The organism is Variovorax sp. J31P207 (assembly GCF_030316965.1).
In the GTDB taxonomy this organism is placed as follows: domain Bacteria; phylum Pseudomonadota; class Gammaproteobacteria; order Burkholderiales; family Burkholderiaceae_C; genus Variovorax; species Variovorax ginsengisoli_B.
On sequence record NZ_JASZYN010000002.1, the window covers coordinates 765,996 to 785,292 of the forward strand.

Consider the following 19,297-nt stretch of genomic DNA (forward strand, 5'->3'; position numbering starts at 1 on the left):
CGATCTCGTACGATCGGGGCGTTCAATCGCCCCGCTTGGCCATGTGCGGGCACATGGGCGGCGGGTCTCCGATGCAGGTCCGCGCCGACCAGAGTTCGGGGAATGGAATCTCGTCCAGCGTGGGTGCGAGCCACGCGACGCCTTCGGTGCCGAAGTACGCCGGCCGTGCGCCGAAGGTTCGTCTTGTCGCCATCAGGTGCCGGAATTTCCAGTTGCAGAATCCTTCGGCAATGTCGGCCAGGGTCTCGCCGAGTTGCTGGAGTTCGATGTTCGCGTTGGGGTCGGCGTAGACCCGGCGCCAGACCCCCTCGACTTCGCTGCTGGGCTTGTAGGGCGCGCTCAGGTCGCGTGCGAGCAGTTCGGTTGGCACGTCCATTCCCTGGCGTTGGAGGAAAGCGAGTACATCGTCATACAGGCTGGGCTCGGCCAGTGCCGTTTGGAGCTGCTTCCAGCGATGGGGTTGTGGTTCGAAGTGCTGGAGGTGCTCGGCTTGCTTGATGCCCAGCAGATAGACCATCTGTCGGTACGTCCATCCCTGCAGGGCGGTGTCCTTGCCGTGCGTGGCGACGGCGCGCGAAAGGATTGCGAGCAGGTCGTTCGGCGTCATCCAGTCGATCGAGCGCCAGATGGCGTCCAGCGGCGCATGGTGCGCAACGACTCGCCGCAGCGTGCGCCACGCCTGTGGCAGGTCGTTGGCGCGCAGGAAGGCCTGAGCCGACTGCATCTCCTTGATGATGAGCATCCAGTAGAGCTCCGACACCTGCACATGGACGATCCAGGCGTGCTCGCCGGGATGGTCGCTGACGGTGCGTTGCAGCGAGTGCAACGCGTCGGTCTGCATCCATGCGCTGTACGGTGTCTGGCCGACTGTCATGTCATGGGGCGCGGGACGTTCGGCGGTCTGAAGGGTTGAGGTGTCGCTCACTTCGTGTTCCCGGTTGTGTGGGGAGGCGTCAACGCGTCGGGGCCCAGCAGCCTTTCGATTTGCTGTGCGATGCGCAGGAGCGGCCCGTCCTTGCCCGGCTTCGCTACGACCTGCAGCGCCGTGGGGAGTCCGCCGTCGGCGGCGGCGAGGGGGATCGAGATCGCGGGGAATCCCGCAACGTTGAAGGGCGCGGTGTAGGTCATCAGCGCTTCGCGGACCGTGCCGGACCAGCGGCCGATGTCGATCGATGCCTGGCCCGACCGTGGTGCGGTGCAGGGGCAGGTTGGCAGCAAGAGATAGTCGACTTCCGCCATCGCGCGATGCAGCCTGGCAGCGAACTCGCGTCGTGTTTGCTGGGCGCGTGCGTAGTCGCCCAGCGTCATGGTCTTGGCGCGCTCGAGCCTGTCGATGGTCTCGCTGCCGTAGTGGGCCGCAATGCGCTCTGCGTCGCTGCGTCGGAAGTGCTCGACCCCGCCCTCGGTGAGGACGATATGGGCAAAGCCCTCGAAGACTCCGTCGAACAGACCGGGTGCAGCGAGGGTCGTGGAAGCGAAGGTTTCTGCAATTCTTCCAAGGGCGATGTCGAACGCCTTCGCGACTTCCGCGCTCGGCGGGATGGGCGCGATCTCTCGCACGACGCCGAAGCGCACGGATGCAGGGGCGAGGCCTTGGGGCGCTTCGATGGAGAATGCGCCCGCAAGAATCATGATGTCCTCGACCGTCTGCCCCAGGAATCCGGCGTGGTCCAGCGTGGGCGCCAACGGAAAGATGCCGCGCGTGGACAATGTGCCGAATGTCGGTTTGAATCCGACGACTCCGCACAGCGCAGCCGGGATCCGGACCGATCCGCCGGTGTCCGTTCCGAGGCCAGCCGCCACGGCTCCGTAGGCGATGGCTGCGGCTGCTCCGCCGCTGGAACCGCCGGGGATGCGCGTGCGGTCCAGCGGGTTCAAGGTGTCGCCGAAGGTCGCGCTGGCGGTGGTCACGCCCCATGCGAATTCGTGCGAGCGGGTCTTGCCGATGGGGATGGCGCCCTGCTCGATCAACGCGCTCAAGATGTCGGCGTCGGAGCTTGGGCGGTGGCCCAGGTAGGCGGCCGAGCCGTAGCTGGTGTCGATGCCCTGGGTGTCGATCAGGTCCTTGACGCCGATGGGAAGTCCTTCGAGCGGTCGTTGCCGCCCTGCCGCGTAGCGTCTCTCGCTCTCTGCTGCTGCGCTCAGCGCGCCGTCCCGGTCGATGGCGGCGAACGCCCCGACGTCGCGCTTGCTGGCCTGTGCGGCGTCGAGCGCTTGACCAATCAGGGCGGACACCGTGAGGTGCCGCCCGGCAAGCGCCTCGAGAGCGCGGCGAAGGCCGGGCGCGCGTGAGCCCACGGAGGATGGCTGGCGAACGGCGTTCAAGGGTTGTCTCCGGGTGTTTGAAATCAATGCGTGGGTTTGCGTTCGATGCCCTTGGGGTTGGGGCAGGCGAATCGTAGGCAGCGCGTGGATGCTTGAGAAGGCGCCGTACCTTGCACGCACGGTCCCGGAATCTCGAACGATCGAAGGTGCGACCACTGGGGGCCGCTGCGTGCTGAGGGCGCCGGTCAGCTGTTGGCCGTTGGGCCGACTTCGGGAAGCAGTGGCACCCAACCGCGTTGGCCTCGGACGCGAGCCAGCCAGTTGCGAATGCCTGTAAAGCGCGTCATGTCGTAGCCGCCCTGCTCGGCCAATGAGACGTAGGCGGAGAGCGCGATGTCGGCGACGGTGTAGTGCTCGCCGACGAGCCATGCATGGCCAAGCGCCCACTGGTCCAGCTTCTCGAGGCCGGCATACCCGTCGGCGTGGAGCCGGCGGATGTCATCCTGGCGCTCTTGCGCAAGACCATGCAGGTGCAGGACGCGCGGGACAGCAATCGCCTTCTGGAGATCGGCCTGCTCGAAGAAGAGCCACCCCATGACTTCTGCTCGCAGGTAGGGGTCGGCGGGCAGGTAGGGTGTACCCTCGGCGAGATGGAGCAGGATCGCGCCCGACTCCACGAGAGGACGGCCGTCTTCCAGCACGAGGACCGGCACGCGTGCGAACCGGCTGATCCGGCGAAACGCAGCTTCGCGCGTCTCGCCTTTTTGCAGGTCCAGCGTGACGCGGTCGTACGCTAATCCCAGCTGACTCAGGAGGATGCGGATCTTCCAGGAGTTGCCAGACAGGAGGCTGTCATAGAGACGCAGCATGGTTGAATCCATCCAGAGAGGCCCGCGAGGGCTGTCCGCGATTCTCGCTGGAGATAGCCTTGACGCGCCCTTGGGGCCTCAGTGTTTCTGCAGATGGAGGGCCAGGAAGGCCGCGGTCCTGCCGTTGGCCAAGGCCGCCGCTTCGGCGTTGTAGCTGATGCCGCGATGCCGAGCAAAGGCGTGGCCACGACCGGGGTAGTTGTAGACCTGCACCTGCGGGCGCTCCGCCAGGGCAGCCACGATCTCCCGTTGCGCATCGGTCGGGATGTACTCGTCTTTTTCCGCTAGATGAACGATCAGTGGACTGGCGATCCGGCTCGCCTCCCGGGCATATTTGTCCGCGTTACCGGGGTAGTAGGCCACCGCTGCGTCGCAACCCGCACGGGCGACCGTGAGAAAGGCAAGGAGGCCACCGAGGCAGTAGCCGACCACGCCGACCTTGCCGGTGACGTCCGGCATGTCTCGAGCGGCCCGCAGGGTGGCGACGATGTCGTCCACGCCGGCATCGAGGTCGAAGGCGTTGTACAGCGCCTGGCCTTGAGCGCGTTCCGCCTCCGTGCCGTCGGAGAGTTCGACGCCGGGTGCGATTCGCCAGAACAGGTCAGGGCAGATGGCCAGGTACCCTTGCGCCGCGAGTTCATCGCAGGACTGGCGAATGTCGGCATTGACGCCGAAGACTTCGTGAACGACGACGATCGCCGGTGCCGGGAGCTTCTGCGGGCGGGCGACATAGGCGGCGAAGCTGCCCCCGGCGGTGGTGATCCGGACTGGGTCCTGCATGGTTCTTCCTCAAGAGATCTGTTCTGCGTTGAGCCAGAACGCGATGTTGCGCACGTACTGCTTCGTGGAGCGCAACGCTTCGGAGAAGCGGACGATCCCATCGCCGGCGGGCTCGGTCACAAAGGAGGGACAGCCATCCGAAGGATCCCAGTTGTAGTCGGCGAAATGGTGAAAGGTCGACTGCGCGATGGCCCTACCGCCATGCTCGGAGTGCTCGAAGGCGACAGCGATGTTGTAGCGCCTGCCCGACACGGAGCTCTGTCCTTCCATGACGACGCGACCGCTCGAGTCGCCGGGCGGTGCACTGACGGTGCCTTCGTGCGGATGCGCGGGCAGGTACTGGATCACGCCGGTCGCCGAGCGCCTGTCCCGCATCACCGGATGGATGCTGCCGACCGAGCGGATGCGCTGGTAGTCGCCGTTCGCGCCCGAGTGGTAGTTGGGCCAGGAGATATGCGAGGAGAACGGGTTGTCGACGCACTGACGGCCCGCATCGGGCTCGCAGTTGCGGCTGTGGAAGTGATGTGCGGCCCCGACCCCGCTCAGGTTGCAGATCGAACTCCCCAGGTCCATGTGGTCGCGCGTCACCATGAGGCCGCCGCCCCGACGCCGGAACCGGCTGATGCTCGCGCAATCCTCCGGCGTCAGGCCGTCGCCGGTATCGACGGCAAACAACCAGAGCTGGTCGAAGTCCGATTCATCAAGGTTCGAAAGCACGGGGTCGGGAGCAGCGCGCGGCGTGCGATCGCGCGCCGTCACCCGAAAGGCGGGCCGGCCGTCGTCGTCGTGCAGCTGCGAGAGGAACGAACCCAGGCGACTGAAACGCGCAATGTTCCAGTCGTCCGGATCACCTTCGATCGTGGTTTGCAGCAATAGATTCAGCATGGTGCAAGATGGAAGTCGGTCGGTCCTGTTCGCGGCTCAGCTCTTCAGGAATGCAAGCAGGTCGGCATTCACCTTGTCTTGCAGCGTGGTGGTGAGCCCGTGCGGCGCGCCGGGGTAGTAGATCGCCTTGGCCCCCTTGATGAGCTGGACGGATTTCTTCGCGGAATCGTGGATGGGCACGATTTGGTCGTCCTCGCCGTGCATGATCAGGGTCGGCACGTCGATCTTCTTCAAGTCTTCGGTGAAATCAGTTTCGGAGAAGGCCTTGATGCATTCGTAGGCGTTCTTCTGGCCGACTTGCATGCTCCAGAGCCAGAACTGGTCGAGCACGCCCTGCGACACTTTCGAGCCCGGGCGGTTGACGCCGTAGAAGGGGAGGGCGAATTCCTTGTAGAACTGCGAGCGATCACTGGCCACGCCGGCGCGAAGCCCGTCGAACACGTCGATTGGCAGCCCTTCCGGGTTCGCCGCGGACTTCACCATGATCGGCGGCACCGCGCCGATGAGCACGGCCTTCGCCACGCGCTGGGTGCCGTGGCGCCCGATGTAGCGGGCCACTTCGCCACCGCCGGTCGAGTGGCCGACCATCGTGACTTTCTTCAGGTCGAGTGCGTTGAAGAGCACAGCGAGATCGTCGGCATAGCCGTTCATGTCGTTGTTCGACGACGACTGGGTCGACCGGCCGTGGCCGCGCCGGTCGTGTGCGATGACCCGGAAGCCGTTGCGCGCGAGGAAGTGCATCTGCCCATCCCATGCGTCGGCATTGAGCGGCCAGCCGTGGGAGAAGGTGACGACCGGGCCGTCGCCCCAGTCCTTGTAGTAGATCTGCGTTCCGTCTGGGGTGGTGATGGTGCTGCTTGTCATGGAATGGCTCCGAGGTTGGGTCGAACGGTTGAGGGGTGCTGCGCCAGCGGCTTCTTGCATGCCGAACGCGAGGGTTCCTGTGGCGACGGCAGCGCCGGTCGCGATCAGGCGTCGGCGCGAGGGGTTCTGTGTGGTCTTCATGGTTTCCTGCGGTTGAATGTGAAGGGTCGGACCACGGTGCGAGAACTCTGGGAATGGGCCGTGGAACGGTTCAAATGCTAGGTTCGCCAAGGGCACGGGGGTAGATCCGCGCAGGGACTCACGCTGTTGTCGCCTCGGCACCAATGGCGGCGTCTGCCTGCGATACCTGGCCGAGATCGGTGAGGCAGTCCAGGTCGGCGGCCCGGATCTTCAGGGTCATGAAGTCGATGAACGCCCGCATGCGCGAGGGCAGGTGCTGCCGGCTCAGGTAGCAGATGTAGTGACCGCTGTCGTCGGGCGCGTACTGGGTCAGGCACGGGACCAGCGCGCCCGTTCTCAGCGACTCGCAAGCGAGGTAGCCGGGCAACTGGGCGATGCCATGTCCTTCGAGCACGGCTTGGAGCACCAGGTCCGCGTCGTTGTAGGTGAGCTTGGCCGCGGGAACGAACTTTCGCAACTGCCCGGCGACCTTGAACTCCCATTCAAAAATTCGACCGGATGAAAATCGGAAGTTGATGCACTCGTGGCCGGCCAGCGCTTCCACGGTGGCGGGCAGTCCGTGGGCTTGTTGGTAGGCGGGGGAGGCGCAGAGCAGAAGCTGCATGGGGATGATCTGCTTGGCGATGATCTGGGCGTCTTCCATGCGGCCGTTGCGAAACGCGATGTCGACCCGGTCCGACGTGAAGTCGGTCGGCTTGTCGTTCAGGAGCAGGTCGATGGTGACGTCCGGGTAAGTAGCGCGGAATTCGCCCAGCAGGGGAGCGACGACCCGGCGGCCGAACCCAACCGCGGCGCTGATGCGCAGGTGACCGCGCGGTGGGCCTTGCCGGAGATCGCGCATCTCCTCGACGGCCTGGACGATGCGGTCGACCCCGGTGTGGCAATTGGCGTAGAACAGGTCGCCTTCGCGCGTCAGCGTCGTGCTCCGCGTGGTGCGCAGGAAGAGGCGGACGTTCAACTGGTCTTCCAGCTTCTGGACGCTGCGGCTCACGGCGGATCGGCCGATGCCCAGGCGATCGGCGGCGCGCGCGAAGCTGCCTTCCGCGACGACGGCGATGAAGGCGACCACCCCCGCGTAGCTGGTGGCAAAGCTGGAGGCCAGCGGGTCTGCGCGCGGCGCGAGGGGGACGGCCGGCGGTGAGGGTAGGGCAGAGGTTGTCATTTGGCGGCTTCTCGGTTGGAGGGATGCGGGCGTCCCGAATCCCTCATGAAAGCGAAGTGGCCACTCTGCGCGCAAAGCCATGCCGAGGCCAGTTAAGCGCTGTCAAGGTTTGTTATGGCCGGCGCGGCGCCCATTTCGGGGACGCCAGGCAGGCGGGCGGCGTAGCTTCGCGTCGTGTCGAGCAGCCGGTAGGGGGCGACTGCGTCGCTGTTGTCGAAGGACACCAGCGATTTGTTGGCGAGCGAAATCAACGCGTCGAAGGCGATCTCGGCATCCATGTCTGCCCCAGTGACACTGAGCGCCGACTCGACGTCGAAGCGGCCCCGGAGGACCGAGAGCCGGCGAAAGAGCCGCAGCTCCGAATCGTCCAGCAACGCGATGCTCCAGTCCAGCGCTGCCGCGAGCGTTCGGTGTCGGGGCAGCACGGACCTGCTGCCTGCGGAGTAGAGCCGCATGTGGTCGTTCAGCCGGAGCGCAAGGTCCGCGATGGACTGCACGCCCAGTCGTGCCGCGACCAGTTCGATGGCCAGCGGGATGCCATCCACCTGCCGCGCGATTGCGGCGAGCCGTGGACCGTCCGACTCTTCGAACGTGCGCGCCCCAGCTGCCATCGCACGCTCGACCAGGAGCTCGACGGCAGGCGAAGCCAGGGCCTCCGCCAAGCCGGCGCATTCGGCGCCCGGCAACGCGAGCGGCGCCAGCCGGACGACGTGCTCTCCCTCGATCCGAACGGCCTCCCGGCTGGTTGCAAGGATGCGCAAGCCGGGCAGGGCGCCGAGCAGTTCGGCAACGAGCGGCGTCAGCGAATCCAGCACGTGCTCGCAGTTGTCGATCAACAGGAGCACATCCCGGCCTGCCAGGCGCTGGAGGATGGCCTGCGTCGTGTCGGTGGTGTCAGCCGGTGCGCCGAGCGACCGCACCATCGTGCTCGCGACATGCGCTTTTGAAACCAGCGGCGAGAGGTCGATGAAGGCGAGCGAGATGCCCGTGCGCTCTGCATGGCACTCCGCCGCCCAGATGGCGGCACGGGTCTTCCCGATGCCGCCGGCACCGACGATCGTGACCAGCCGCCGGGTGGCAAGCGCCGCCAGCATGCGTGCCATGTCGGCATCGCGGCCGATGAGCCGGGTAAGGCGCTCCGGCAGCTTCGTGAACGAAGGCGAAGGCAGGGTCTCGGCCGACGGGCGGCCGGGGGTCTCGATGCCAACCTCCTCGCGAAACGCTGTCCCGTTGAAACGGTAGCCGCGCAGCGGGATGTTGGAGATCCACTCCTTGCAGTTGTCAGCTTCCGCCGGCTCGCCCAGGGCCTTGCGCAGCGTGGAGATGTGGACGCGGACACTGGACTCCCCGACCACCACCCCGGCCCAGACAGTGGCGAGCAGATCCTCCTTGCTCACGAGTTCGCCCGCGCGCCGGAGCAGTTGCAGCAGCAGTTCGAACGAGCGGGAGCCCAGGCGCACCCTTCGCCCGAGGGTTTCGAGCCGGCGCTGGGCCTCCCAGAGGACGAACGCGCCGAAGCGCCACCGGACTTCGCTCGACCCCTGCAGGGTGCCGGCATGCGCTTCCGACGGACGAGAGCGAGCCGCGATGTCGCCCGCATCACCCACTCGCCGGCCTCCGCGGTGCTCGCTTTCGATTCAGGTCGACGCGGCGGCGCCCGATCGCGACAGCTTCCACGCGCAGCCTCGAGGACCGGCGAGGCGCGGAGCGGCCGATGGCCACGCCGCCCGCAATGGGAAGTGCCTCGAAAGTAGACGTTTTCATTCAACGATCCAGTGAAAGGGGTGAAGCCCTATGGGCCGCTGGCACATGTACCAGCAAAGACAAGACGAATCAGCACGATGTCTTGTGACAGAGGTGCAAATTCGGGTCGCCTGTCCGGGGGCTGGCCCCACGAGGGGGCTACCGCTGCTGGTGTCTCGATCCATTGGATGCGATGGGAGGCTTTCTCGGAACCCCGTTCCCGCGAACGAAGCGTCTTGCCATCGCGAACGACGCGCCCATCGGCCGCTCATGGGGATTGGTGTGCGGTCGGCAACACGGTGCGTCGCCGCGACGGTCTTCCAATGGGGAGAGCGGCTGCCTACGATCGGGTCCAGTCGCAAGAACGACGTCGTTCATCAACGAGGCGCCCCGACGCGATGATGCCGGGGCCGCCGCATTAAGAAGCACGGATTCCTCGTGAAGCTTTATCACATGTGGGGCACGCAATCGGCCCCGGAGACCCCAAGCGACACTCGCTGGGCAACGATTTTTCGCCGTGCGACCCGGGCGTTGGCCGTCATGTCGCACACAGTGAGGCAGCCTCCGAATGTTCTCCAGATGAGAGCCAATCCGTCGGGCCTCTCGCCCGTGGGTACCGGCCAACCGGCGCTGCGCCACGACGAGGTCGACCTCGGCGCGCTGGTGCTCGACCTCGTCGCTGCGTCGAGCGCACGCTGGGCCTCGGGCCGCATCCGCGCGGAGAGGAAGGCGACCGACCCGCTGATCTGCCATGCCGATCGGATCCCGCTGGAGCAGATCGTCGGCAATCTGCTGGACAACGCCATGAAATCTTCGCCCGTTGGGGCGGAGGTGTTTGTGCGCTTGTCCTCGGAGAATGGCTTTGCCAGACTTTCCGTGGCGGACAGCGGCTGCGGCATCGCGCAAGAGTTCCTGCCGGACGTCTTCGGCCTGTTCAGCCAGGCCGACACCGAAGCCGGCGGGTTCCGCGGTCGCCTGGGCGCAGGCCTCGCGCTGGTTCATGGCCTTGCAGTCGCCCACGGTGGCTTCGTGAAGGCGACCTCCGCAGGGTTGGACCGTGGCGCCGAGTTCAGCGTGTGGCTTCCTCTCCACCTGCGCGCCTGACGACTCGCGCATTGATGCCTCGCATGCAACACGGCGATACCTCCCGCAGGCCTACCGCCAGTGAGATGCGAAACCTAGGATTCAAACGGTGTCTTGATGTTCGCGAACCGGGCCCGGCCGTCCGTTTTGATTCGGGCCATTTTTCCAAGGAAATCCATATGAACAAGTTCTCCAGCCTTGCACGTGCATTCGCCGCCATCGGCATCATCGCGCTGCATTTTTCGGCGCCAGCAAGCGCGGCCGCATCGGGGGCTCCTGCGACCCGACCCACCGTGGTGCTGGTCCACGGCGCGTTCGCGGAATCAGCCAGCTGGAACGAGGTTGCGCGCGACCTTCGTGCGCGCAGCTTTCCCGTCGTCGCGGCGGCCAACCCGCTGCGCGGCTTGAAGTCCGATGCAGACTATGTGGCCGCGATCGTGGGTTCGATCCCGGGACCGGTCGTGTTGGTCGGGCATTCGTATGGCGGCTCCGTGATTTCTGCCGCGGCGGCTGGAAAGACCAACGTCAAGGCCCTGGTCTTCGTTGCCGCGTTTGCGCCCGAGGTGGGCGAGTCGGCCGTCGACCTGTCGGGCAAGTTTCCCGGCAGCACGCTCGGTCCGACGCTCGCCGCGCCGGTGGTCTTGCCGGACGGTGCCAAGGACCTGTACATCCAGCAGGACAAGTTCGGCAAGCAGTTTGCCGACGACGTGGCACCGGCGGCCGCCCAGCTGATGGCGGTGGCCCAGCGCCCCATCACCGAGGGCGCGCTGGGCGAAGCGGCGCCTTCAGCTGCCTGGAAGACCATTCCGTCATGGTTCATCTACGGCGACCGTGACAAGAACATCCCGCCTGCCGCGCTGGCATTCATGGCCGAGCGAGCGAAGTCGGTGAAGACGGTCGTCGTCAAGGGCGCTTCGCACGTGGTCATGACCTCCCGGCCGAAGCTGGTGAGCCGAATGATCATCGAGGCCGCAGACGCGGTCGAGGCACGGGCGGGGCGCCCCTGATGGAGTGGCTCAAGCGCGTCGCGTGCGCCGTCGCCTTGACGATCGCGCTCGGCGCCGGAGCCGTGGTTGCCGCCGCCGAGGCGCTGCAGCCCACATCCGGGAGCGCCATCGTCTTGCTCTGCGGCGCAGTCGGTCGTTGTCGGGACGCGGCGTATCCGACGATGGCGCCCGCCCCGGAGGACGCCACGCCGTCGACCCCGGTGCGCCCCGATCGATAACAAGGCTTGACACGACTTAACTGGCGGCGTGGTCGCCGATTGCGCAGACTTCATCCATGACTCTCAGAAGGACCGAGCCCATGACAGCGCCGACCCAAGCCAGGCAGATCCGTGTCGTCGTCGCGCATCGCGACCCGTACGTGTCCGCCGGCATTGCATCGCTGCTGCGCTCTCGCGCCGACCTTGTAGTTCGATCGGGCACCGCCGATGACGAGCATGGCGTCGACGTGCTAGTCACGGACTACGCGACAGGCATTGACAAGGCAACGAACGCCACGCCCGGCCGCCAGGGCCTGGTGTTGAACTTGTGCCTCGTCGTCACCGACCAGCGCACAGGGTGGCAAATTCGCCGCGCCGTGGACGCGGGGGTGCGAGGCTACCTTCTGCACGACTGCTCGGCCGAAGAGCTGTCGGAGGCGGTCCGCTGCGTCGCCGAGGGGCGCAGGTACCTGTCCCATTCGGTGGCCGACCCGTTGCTGGACCATCTGACGGCGCCTGTGCCGACGGCTCGTGAGCTGGAAGTGCTCCGACTCATTGCGCATGGGCTCGCCAACAAGGACATCGGCCGCCGTCTGGGCATCTGCGAAGGCACGGTCAAGACGCACGTGAAGGGGCTGCTGCGCAAGCTCGGCGAGTCGACCAGAACTGCCGTGATCGCCGAGGCATCCCGCCGCGGCCTGCTGCTGGAGGCGACGTCGTGACTAGTTCCGCCAGTTTGTGCATCCGCGTATGTCATGGAGACCCGCTTGCCATGGCCGGACTCGTGTCGATCATCGGGCAGGAACCTGGGTTCGACGTGCGAGCAGGGCAGGAGGCCGGCGAGGGCGTCGTCGATGTGATCGTGGCCGATTACGAATGCGGATTGAGTCTTCTGGCCTCGACATTCGAGCGCCAGAATGTGCGCTCCGGTCTTGAACCGCCGCGGATCATCGTGGTGACGCACCGCGACAAGGAGGTCGAGGTTGCCCGGGCCATCGACAGCGGGGCGCACGGCTTACTGCGCCAGGACACGAATCCGGCTGAACTGATGGATGCCATCCGCCACGTGGTGGGCGGAGGCTCTCTCTATCTGTGCAGTCGTATGCGGACCCTCGTCAGTCGTGGCAGGCCGCGCATGGACCTCACGGCCAGAGAGGAGGACGTGCTGCGCTTCCTGGTGAAAGGCGATGGCAACAAGGGAATCGCGCGCAAGCTGGACATCTCCGCCAATACCGTCAAGACACACGTCTCCAACATCTACGAGAAGCTGCAGGTCAGTTCGAGAGCCCAAGTCGCCGTCAAGGCGACGCAGCGCGGGTTGGTCCGTGTCTGAGGTCCGGCGCTGGCGCTTCGGCACCTTCGCCCTGTGGGAAGGCGATCAAAGGCTGGAGCGCGACGGGCAGCCGGTGCGGCTCGGGTCGCGCGCAATTGGCCTGTTGATTGCCCTCGTGGGTCGCGCCGGTGAGGTCATCGGCAAGGATGAACTGCTCGCAGCCGTCTGGCCGGATGTGGTGGTCGACGAAGCGAGCGTTCGTGTCCACATGTCGATCCTCCGCAAGGCCTTGGGCTCGCCGGGCGCTCAGGACGGATGCCTGGAGTGGATCGCCAACATTCCATTGCGCGGCTATCGCTTTTTGGGGCGAGTACATGGAGAGTTGGTGCAAATCGCCGGCGTCGCGCCATCGATCCATGCCTCTCAGGGGGGCACTTCCGCGGCGTTGCCCGCCCGCTTCTCCAGGCTTGTGGGACGGGACGTGGAGCTGGAACGCCTGCTCGCCATGCTTGCCGCAAGCAGGCTGGTCACGGTCGCGGGTGCCGGCGGCGTGGGGAAGACCAGCGTAGCCATCTGTGTCGCTGCGCGCTACCGAGACTTGTGGGGAGCCCAGGTCCGCTTCGTCGACCTCGCGCCCCTGACCTCGCAGGACCATGTGCCGACAACGATGGCGCGCGCTATCGGTGTGCGCGGCGGCATGCCGGACATCGAACAGGCCATGGTCCAGAGCCTCGAGGGCGAAGCGACACTGCTTCTCGTGGACAACTGCGAGCACGTCATCGAGAGGCTGTCCCCCCTCCTGGACAGATTCCTGGCAGCGTTGCCCCGGCTGAAGATCCTTGCGACCAGCCGCGAAGTGCTTCGCGTGGGAGGCGAGCATGTCTTCCGTCTGATGCCTCTGGCGGTCCACAGTGACCGACCCAGCTCCTTGGCGCATGCGTTGCGCTCGCCAGCGGTGCGCCTGTTGGTCGAGAGAGCCGAGGCCGCTGGTGCCAGCGCATTCGACGACGCCAGCAGCGGTCCGTTGACAAGGATCTGCCACCAAGTGGACGGCATCCCGCTGGCGATCGAGCTGGTCGCGGCCCGGCTCGGGGCTCAGCCCGCGAGCGACTTGGCATTCAGGCTCGATGACCACATGCGCCTGCATTCGACGGCCGGACGCGCCGTGCTTGCGCGACACCGCACGCTCGCCGCGACCTTGGACTGGAGCATCGGCCTGCTGAGCGACCCCGAACTGCTGCTGTTTCGGAGGCTGTCCGTGTTCCGCGCCTTTTTCGACATCGAGGCGGCACTGAGCGTGGCAGCCAACGCGCTCGACCCGGACGTGGCGTCCGACGCCTTGCTGGGTCTGGCCAGCAAGTCGCTCGTCGTGTACGACGCCGATCAGGCGGCGCATTCGCCGTATCGCCTGCTCGACACCACCCGCAGCTATGCGCATGTGCTGCTCGTGCGTGCGGGCGAGCGAGACTCGGTCGCGAAAAGCCATGCCCTCTTCATGCTGGACCTGATGGGCATTGCGACCGCGGACCTGGCCGCGCTGGACGCCGATGCCTGGACTCAGCGCTACCGAGGCTATCTGGACGACGTACGAGCCGCACTGGACAGCTGCATGGACCATCACGAGGACATGACGATTCCGGGCGCGCTCACGGTCGCGTCGGCGCCGCTGTGGTTCCGCATGTCCGAAGTCAGCGAATACCGGGATCGGGTACGCGCTGCGCTGGACCATGTCGACGCTCAGAAGGTGCCCGATCGCCTGACGGCGGGAAGGCTGGAAATCGCGCTCTACAACGCTTTGTGGCACACCGGCGGCACGGTACCGGACATGACGCAGGCCTGCGAACGGGCGCTGGCCTGCGCACTGGAGTTCAAGGTGAAGACCCTTGAATTCCAGGCCCGATGGGGCCTTTGCGCGCTGAACATCACGCGCGGCGCGTATGCACCGGCGTTGGGACACGCCGAGATCCTGAGCGAGTTCGCAAGGCATTCGACCAGCGCGGTGACGCGCAATCTGTCACACCGGATGCTGGCGCTCGCCAGTCATTTTTGCGGCGCGTTCGCCGAAGCCAGGGTGCACGCCGAAGCCGCGGCGGACGTGGACGACGCGACCCGGTACAACCATGCCAACGCGTTCCAGCCCGATGCGCGCACCACCGCGTTGGCGATTCTTGCCAGGACGCTGTGGATCCAGGGCGACAGCCGACTTGCCATGGACACTGCGATACGGTGCATGGATGAGGCCGAGGCGCTGGGGCACACGCTGTCCGTGTGCGTGGCGCTGTTCTGGATCTGTCCCATGGCCGTCTGGGCCGGCGAGCGCTCGGCGGCCCGCGCATGGATCGACGTGATGCTGCAAGAAACCCGGTCCAAGGGCTTTGCCTACTGGCATGCCTGGGCCCTTTGCTACGACGATGCATTGAAGCTCGTCGAGGTCGATGACCCGGGCGCGCACATCGATGCCGTGGCCCCCAGGGTCCTGGGCATGGACGAACCCCGCAGAGAGATGATGGTCACGTTCTGCGATGCATGGTTGGACGATGACCTGGTGGACCGCGCGATGCGAGGCGAAGGGCAGTGGAGTGCCGCCGAAGTTTTCCGTGCCGCAGGCCGGCGCCTCGAACAGCAGGGCAACGCGGTCGAGGCCGAGACGTTCTACCTGCGCGCCCGGGCGCTTGCGGGCGCGCAAGGCGCGCGCGCCTGGGAACTGCGCGCAGCCGAAGCGCTGGATGGGCTGTGTGCCGGGGCGGATCAGCGATGAGCGATCTGCTCACGCAGCCGGCGAGCCTGAGCCAGCACGGCATTCTTGCCGTCGGATGGCGCCCGGGCGCAGCTCTCATCCAACAGCTTCGTGGCCCGCTCCGGTTGGCCCAGCTTCGCCCACATGCTCGCCAGGCTCAGCGCCGCACGCAGTTCCCAGGCGATGGCGCCTTGCCGCCTGGCGGTCTCGACGGCTCTCAGGTAGAAGACCTCCGCTTCGTCGGTCCTCGCACTTGATTCGGCGCGCCAACCGGCAGCGCGCCAGACCTCCGCTTCGACCCAAGGGCTTTCCGCGCGCGCGGCACGGGCGATCAGTTCGTCGTCGACCCAGTCGATGCAGAAGGTCGCGAGCATCTCCCTGCGCGGTGCGTCATAGGTCGCAAGGCAGCCGGCCACTTCGCGGATGAAAGGGTTCCGATCCTGTGCGACGTGCAGCTGAAGGCCCTGGGAGAACCATTCGGCATAGCGCAACCAGCCCACCAGGCCCCTGCGCTGCGCCTCGTCCATCATCAGGTGCCCCCACCTGCCGGCGAGCTCGAACTCGCCCGCCCAGAGGGCGACCGGGCAGGCGCCGTACAGCGCAGAGCACAGGGACACAGACCTTCCGGCCGCTTGCGCACGCGCGACTGCGTCGCTGGCTTCTTCCAGCGCCTTCTCCGTCTCCCCTTGCATCCAGAGAGTCCGACACAGCATGGCCTTGGCCGCGACGATGGCGTTCACGCCCACCATGTTCGCCCGGGCATGGCCCAGGCCGCCGCCGATCTGCACCGATGCTTCGCTGTGCTGCCTCGACACATCGAAGCGACCAGAAAAATGGTTCGCCATCGCCATTACGCGGTGAGCGAGATTGAGCGCGGCGGGGTCGGACCAGGATTGCGCAGCCGCCATGAGCGTGTGCGCCTGGTCCAATGCCGGCGCATACTCGCCGCGAAACATGTCGTGCGTGCAGCGCCCCCAACGGGCTTGCAGTTCCAGCACCGGCACCTTGACCGCGAGCGCTCCGGCAAGGGCCTGATCCGCTGCGGCCCCCAGCTCGGGTGTCGACCTGCCGGTGTGAAGCAGAGCGCTGACCAGGGCGGTATTGAGCCAGGTCGCTGCTTCGGTGTCCGGTGCAGATTGCCGGTCGACCAGTTCGAGCGCCGCAGAGATCCTGTCTCGATATTCCACCACCTGGGCCAGATGGAACCACAGCGGGGCGGAAGCCGTCACCAGCGAGGCGGCCATCTTCGCATCGGGCTGCTGGGTCAGGCAGATTTCGAGCGCGAAGCGCACGTCGTCCAGTCGGTGAGCGTACCGGTCGGCCCAGGCCTGTTCGGTCAGGTCCGAAAGTTCGGCGGCCGCGGCCTTCATGAGGTCGCACATGAGCACTGCATGACGCTGCAGCAACGCCGGACGCTCATCGCTCTGCGCAAGAAGCGCAGCGGCGTAGCTTCGCGTCGTTTCGAGGAGGCGATAGGGTGCGACGGCATCGCTGCTGTCGAAAAAGACCAGCGACTTGTTGACCAGCGAGATCAGGGCGTCGAAAGCCACTTCGGTGTCCATGCCGGCGGCGCTGACGCCGAGCGCAGATTCGACATCGAAGCGCCCCCGGAACACCGACAACCACCGAAAGAGCCGCAGTTCCACCTCGCTCAGCAGCGCGATGCTCCAGTCCAGGGCTGCCGCCAGCGTCCGGTGCCGCGCAAGTGCGGCACGGCTGAAGGCGTAGAGGCGCATGTGGTCGTCGAGCCTCCGCGCGAGATCGCCGACGGGCTGGACGCCCAGGCGCGCTGCCACCAACTCAATCGCCAAGGGGATGCCGTCGACCTGCTGCACGATCTTCGCCAGCAAGGGGCCGTGCGAATCGTCGAACGCACCCGCACCCGCCGCCTTGGCCCGCTCGACAAGCAATTCGACCGAGGGCCAATGCATTGCCTGGGCGAGCGAGACCTGTTCGGCATCCGGAACCGCAAGCGCTTGCAACCGCAAGACATGCTCGCCGGTCACGCCAAGCGCTTCGCGACTGGTTGCGAGGATGCGCAGACCGGGCAGCGCGGACAGCAAGCCGGTGATCGGCAAGGTCAGCGAATCCACCACATGCTCGCAGTTGTCGATCAGCAGGAGTACGTCGCGGCCCATCAGGCTTTGCGTGATGGCGCCGACGGAGTCGGGCAGGTCGGCGGGCACGCCCACGGAGCGCGCCAAGGTACCGAGCACGTGATCCGCGGAGATCAGCGGCGAGAGGTCGATGAAGGCGACCTCCGTGGCGTGCATGCGTTGCTGACTCTCCGCGGCGTGGATCGCGAGACGGGTCTTGCCGATGCCGCCTGTGCCGACGATCGAGACCAGGCGGCAGGTTTCCAGCGACGCGAGAACCCGCGATAGTTCGGCGTCGCGGCCGACGAGTTCAGTCAGACGGACCGGCAGCGGGGTGAAGGCGGGGGCGGGTGGTCGGGGCTCGGCCTTGATCGAGGTGTCGGCCGCCTCGCGCCGGACGCGACCGTTGAACCTGTAGCCACGCAGGGGAATGTTGGAGATCCACTCCTTGCAGTCGTCGCGCTCACCCGGCTCGCCCAGCGCCTTGCGAAGCGTGGACATGTGGACGCGCACGCTGGCCTCTTCGACCACGACGCCGGCCCAGACCGCCGAGAGCAGCTCGTCCTTGCTCACGAATTCGCCGGCCCGCTTGATCAGTTGCAGCAACAGGTCGAAAGAACGCGGCCCGACCCGCACAGCCTCGCCGGCCCGCTCGAGCCGGCGCTGCGCTTCCCAGACAACGAAAGCGCCGAAGTACCAGCGGATCTCTGCCGACGCCGGGTCAGGCTCCGCCTGTGAAACGATCGGGCCTGCGTCAACGCGGGGTGTACCAGGGCGGTACGCGGGAGGCGCGATGCTGGATGCTGCCCGCGTGGAAGGACCGGCGCGTTCGTGACCCGGGCGAGGTCTCATTTGTCTCCTCCGTGGCTCGCCAGCTCGGGCGGAGTTTGGCGGTCGCGCGAGGCTGCGCCGGCCAGGACCTGATCGACCAACGCTGCGACATACCGGTCCGTCACCTCCGCATACGGGATCAGCAGCCGGTAGTACACGGCACCGAAAAGCGTGTCGATGAAGACATCTTCATCGAGGTCGTCACGCAGTTCGCGGCGCGTCCTGGCATCGGCAATGACTTCCTTCGCCTGCGCTCGGCGCGGTGCGATCCACAGGTCGACGAACGCCTTCTGCAGGTCGGCATCACTTTGCGCCGCGCCAAGCAGGTGGCGCAACAGATCGCCACGGGGCCCCCGAAGCGCATGGGCAAGTTCCTCCAAAGCGGCGATGAAGGTCGCCCGTATGTCGGCCTTTCGGCGGTAGCGGATGAGCGGGATGATGTCTTCGAGGAAGGCGTCCATCACGATGGCGGCTGCATTGGGCCACCGGCGGTAGATGGTTGTCTTCGCAACGCCGCTGTACTCGGAGATGCGCCCCAGTGTGGCGTGGCCGATACCGCCTTCGCAGGCCAGGGCGAGCGCAGCGGCGCGCACCGCCTGCGTGACGTCCGGGCTGCGAGGCCGGCCCAGGGGCGGCTCGGCGGGAAGGGGGGAATCCTGGTGTTTGGACATGGCGCGGGTTGCTCACATCGCTCGCTCAAACGAACGATCGTGAACAATTGTATTTTGAATACGAAACGAAGCGGAGCGTAATTTTGGAAAGACCGGCCGCCGGGCCTGTGAATTGCCCCGACGCCACCACGTGCCCGTCCGTGGGGAAGGGCCAAAGCACGAACGCTGCCGCTGCATTTGCGCGAAGGGGCGCCGGCCCACGAGGGATCAATTCGGGGCGACAGCGATGGCGACACCTGCCGGGAGGCTCAGTGTGGGATCGCGCGGCGGAAGGAGGGCCTCCCGCGATGGTGCGGTGCGGGAGCGGCCATCGGCCGCCCAGCGCTGCTGCCTATCGCAGCGTCTTGAGGTACTTGACGAGTTCCGCCACTTCGGCGGGATCTGGAATGCCGGCAAAAGGCATCCGGTTGCCCGGCACGGCTTGCTGTGGATCGCTCAGGAAGGCGGTCAGCGACGGGTCGTCCCAGGTGATCTGTGCGTTCTTCATCGCGCGGCTGTAGCCAAACCCCGGAGCGGAGCCGGCCTTTCGGCCGACCACGCCGCCGAGCGGCGGCCCGATCGCGGCTGCGCCCTGCGCGGCATGGCATGCCGCGCAAGTCGTCCATGACGGAGGTGGTTGCACGGCGGATTGACCGTGCGCCAAATTCAGGAAAGCCACGGTGCAGGCGGCAAGAAGGCGTGTCTGCAAAGCAA

Annotated in this window: 17 protein-coding genes; 6 read left to right on the forward strand and 11 right to left on the reverse strand. The window is 66.4% G+C overall.

What is annotated here, in order from left to right; all coding sequences use genetic code 11:
* Positions 1 to 22 precede the first annotated feature (22 nt).
* The 8 genes from QTI68_RS09220 to QTI68_RS09255 form a co-directional block, all read right to left on the reverse strand.
* Positions 23 to 925 (reverse strand): tryptophan 2,3-dioxygenase, encoded by a 903-nt coding sequence (locus tag QTI68_RS09220; protein WP_286521100.1) that lies wholly within the window; start codon positions 923 to 925, stop codon positions 23 to 25.
* Positions 922 to 2,325 (reverse strand): amidase, encoded by a 1,404-nt coding sequence (locus QTI68_RS09225; protein ID WP_286521101.1) that lies wholly within the window; start codon positions 2,323 to 2,325, stop codon positions 922 to 924. The genes QTI68_RS09220 and QTI68_RS09225 overlap by 4 nt, the downstream gene beginning before the upstream one ends.
* Positions 2,326 to 2,510: 185 nt before the next feature.
* Positions 2,511 to 3,134, reverse strand: a complete 624-nt coding sequence (locus QTI68_RS09230) for a glutathione S-transferase family protein (protein WP_286521102.1) — start codon at positions 3,132 to 3,134, stop codon at positions 2,511 to 2,513.
* A gap of 78 nt (positions 3,135 to 3,212) precedes the next feature.
* Positions 3,213 to 3,914, reverse strand: coding sequence for a dienelactone hydrolase family protein (locus QTI68_RS09235; RefSeq protein ID WP_286521104.1), 702 nt, complete (start codon positions 3,912 to 3,914; stop codon positions 3,213 to 3,215).
* A 9-nt stretch (positions 3,915 to 3,923) separates the two neighbouring features.
* Positions 3,924 to 4,799: a hypothetical protein gene (locus tag QTI68_RS09240; protein ID WP_286521107.1), complete on the reverse strand. Its 876-nt coding sequence runs from the start codon at positions 4,797 to 4,799 to the stop codon at positions 3,924 to 3,926.
* Positions 4,800 to 4,835: 36 nt separating this feature from the next.
* Positions 4,836 to 5,663 carry an alpha/beta fold hydrolase gene (locus QTI68_RS09245; RefSeq protein WP_286521559.1) on the reverse strand — a complete coding sequence of 276 codons (828 nt, stop codon included), beginning with the start codon at positions 5,661 to 5,663 and terminating at the stop codon, positions 4,836 to 4,838.
* A 259-nt stretch (positions 5,664 to 5,922) separates the two neighbouring features.
* Positions 5,923 to 6,966, reverse strand: a complete 1,044-nt coding sequence (locus tag QTI68_RS09250) for a LysR family transcriptional regulator (protein ID WP_286521109.1) — start codon at positions 6,964 to 6,966, stop codon at positions 5,923 to 5,925.
* A 92-nt stretch (positions 6,967 to 7,058) separates the two neighbouring features.
* A complete protein-coding gene (locus QTI68_RS09255; protein ID WP_286521110.1) occupies positions 7,059 to 8,573 on the reverse strand; it encodes an ATP-binding protein in 1,515 nt (504 codons plus the stop codon).
* Positions 8,574 to 9,147: 574 nt separating this feature from the next.
* Between QTI68_RS09255 and QTI68_RS09260 the strand changes: the two genes are divergently transcribed.
* The 6 genes from QTI68_RS09260 (at position 9,148) to QTI68_RS09285 (ending at position 15,027) form a co-directional block, all read left to right on the forward strand.
* Positions 9,148 to 9,813, forward strand: a complete 666-nt coding sequence (locus QTI68_RS09260; RefSeq protein WP_286521112.1) for a sensor histidine kinase — start codon at positions 9,148 to 9,150, stop codon at positions 9,811 to 9,813.
* A 23-nt stretch (positions 9,814 to 9,836) separates the two neighbouring features.
* A complete protein-coding gene (locus tag QTI68_RS09265; RefSeq protein WP_286521114.1) occupies positions 9,837 to 10,799 on the forward strand; it encodes an alpha/beta fold hydrolase in 963 nt (320 codons plus the stop codon).
* A complete protein-coding gene (locus QTI68_RS09270) occupies positions 10,799 to 11,017 on the forward strand; it encodes a hypothetical protein (protein WP_286521116.1) in 219 nt (72 codons plus the stop codon). The genes QTI68_RS09265 and QTI68_RS09270 overlap by 1 nt, the downstream gene beginning before the upstream one ends.
* A gap of 80 nt (positions 11,018 to 11,097) precedes the next feature.
* The gene (locus QTI68_RS09275) at positions 11,098 to 11,718 is read left to right on the forward strand and encodes a response regulator transcription factor (RefSeq protein ID WP_286521119.1); all 621 of its coding nucleotides are present in this window, start codon (positions 11,098 to 11,100) and stop codon (positions 11,716 to 11,718) included.
* A 50-nt stretch (positions 11,719 to 11,768) separates the two neighbouring features.
* Positions 11,769 to 12,329, forward strand: a complete 561-nt coding sequence (locus QTI68_RS09280) for a response regulator transcription factor (protein ID WP_286521121.1) — start codon at positions 11,769 to 11,771, stop codon at positions 12,327 to 12,329.
* The gene (locus tag QTI68_RS09285; protein WP_286521123.1) at positions 12,322 to 15,027 is read left to right on the forward strand and encodes an ATP-binding protein; all 2,706 of its coding nucleotides are present in this window, start codon (positions 12,322 to 12,324) and stop codon (positions 15,025 to 15,027) included. The genes QTI68_RS09280 and QTI68_RS09285 overlap by 8 nt, the downstream gene beginning before the upstream one ends.
* Here QTI68_RS09285 and QTI68_RS09290 read toward each other — a convergent pair.
* The 3 genes from QTI68_RS09290 to QTI68_RS09300 all read right to left on the reverse strand — a co-directional run bounded on the left by QTI68_RS09290 (position 15,018) and on the right by QTI68_RS09300 (position 19,292).
* The gene (locus QTI68_RS09290; RefSeq protein WP_286521125.1) at positions 15,018 to 17,954 is read right to left on the reverse strand and encodes an ATP-binding protein; all 2,937 of its coding nucleotides are present in this window, start codon (positions 17,952 to 17,954) and stop codon (positions 15,018 to 15,020) included. The two genes, QTI68_RS09285 and QTI68_RS09290, sit on opposite strands and share 10 nt — an antisense overlap.
* Positions 17,951 to 18,604, reverse strand: a complete 654-nt coding sequence (locus QTI68_RS09295) for a TetR-like C-terminal domain-containing protein (protein ID WP_286521126.1) — start codon at positions 18,602 to 18,604, stop codon at positions 17,951 to 17,953. Before QTI68_RS09295 ends, QTI68_RS09290 begins: the two co-directional genes overlap by 4 nt.
* Positions 18,605 to 18,935: 331 nt before the next feature.
* Positions 18,936 to 19,292, reverse strand: a complete 357-nt coding sequence (locus tag QTI68_RS09300) for a c-type cytochrome (protein WP_286521127.1) — start codon at positions 19,290 to 19,292, stop codon at positions 18,936 to 18,938.
* Positions 19,293 to 19,297 lie beyond the last annotated feature (5 nt).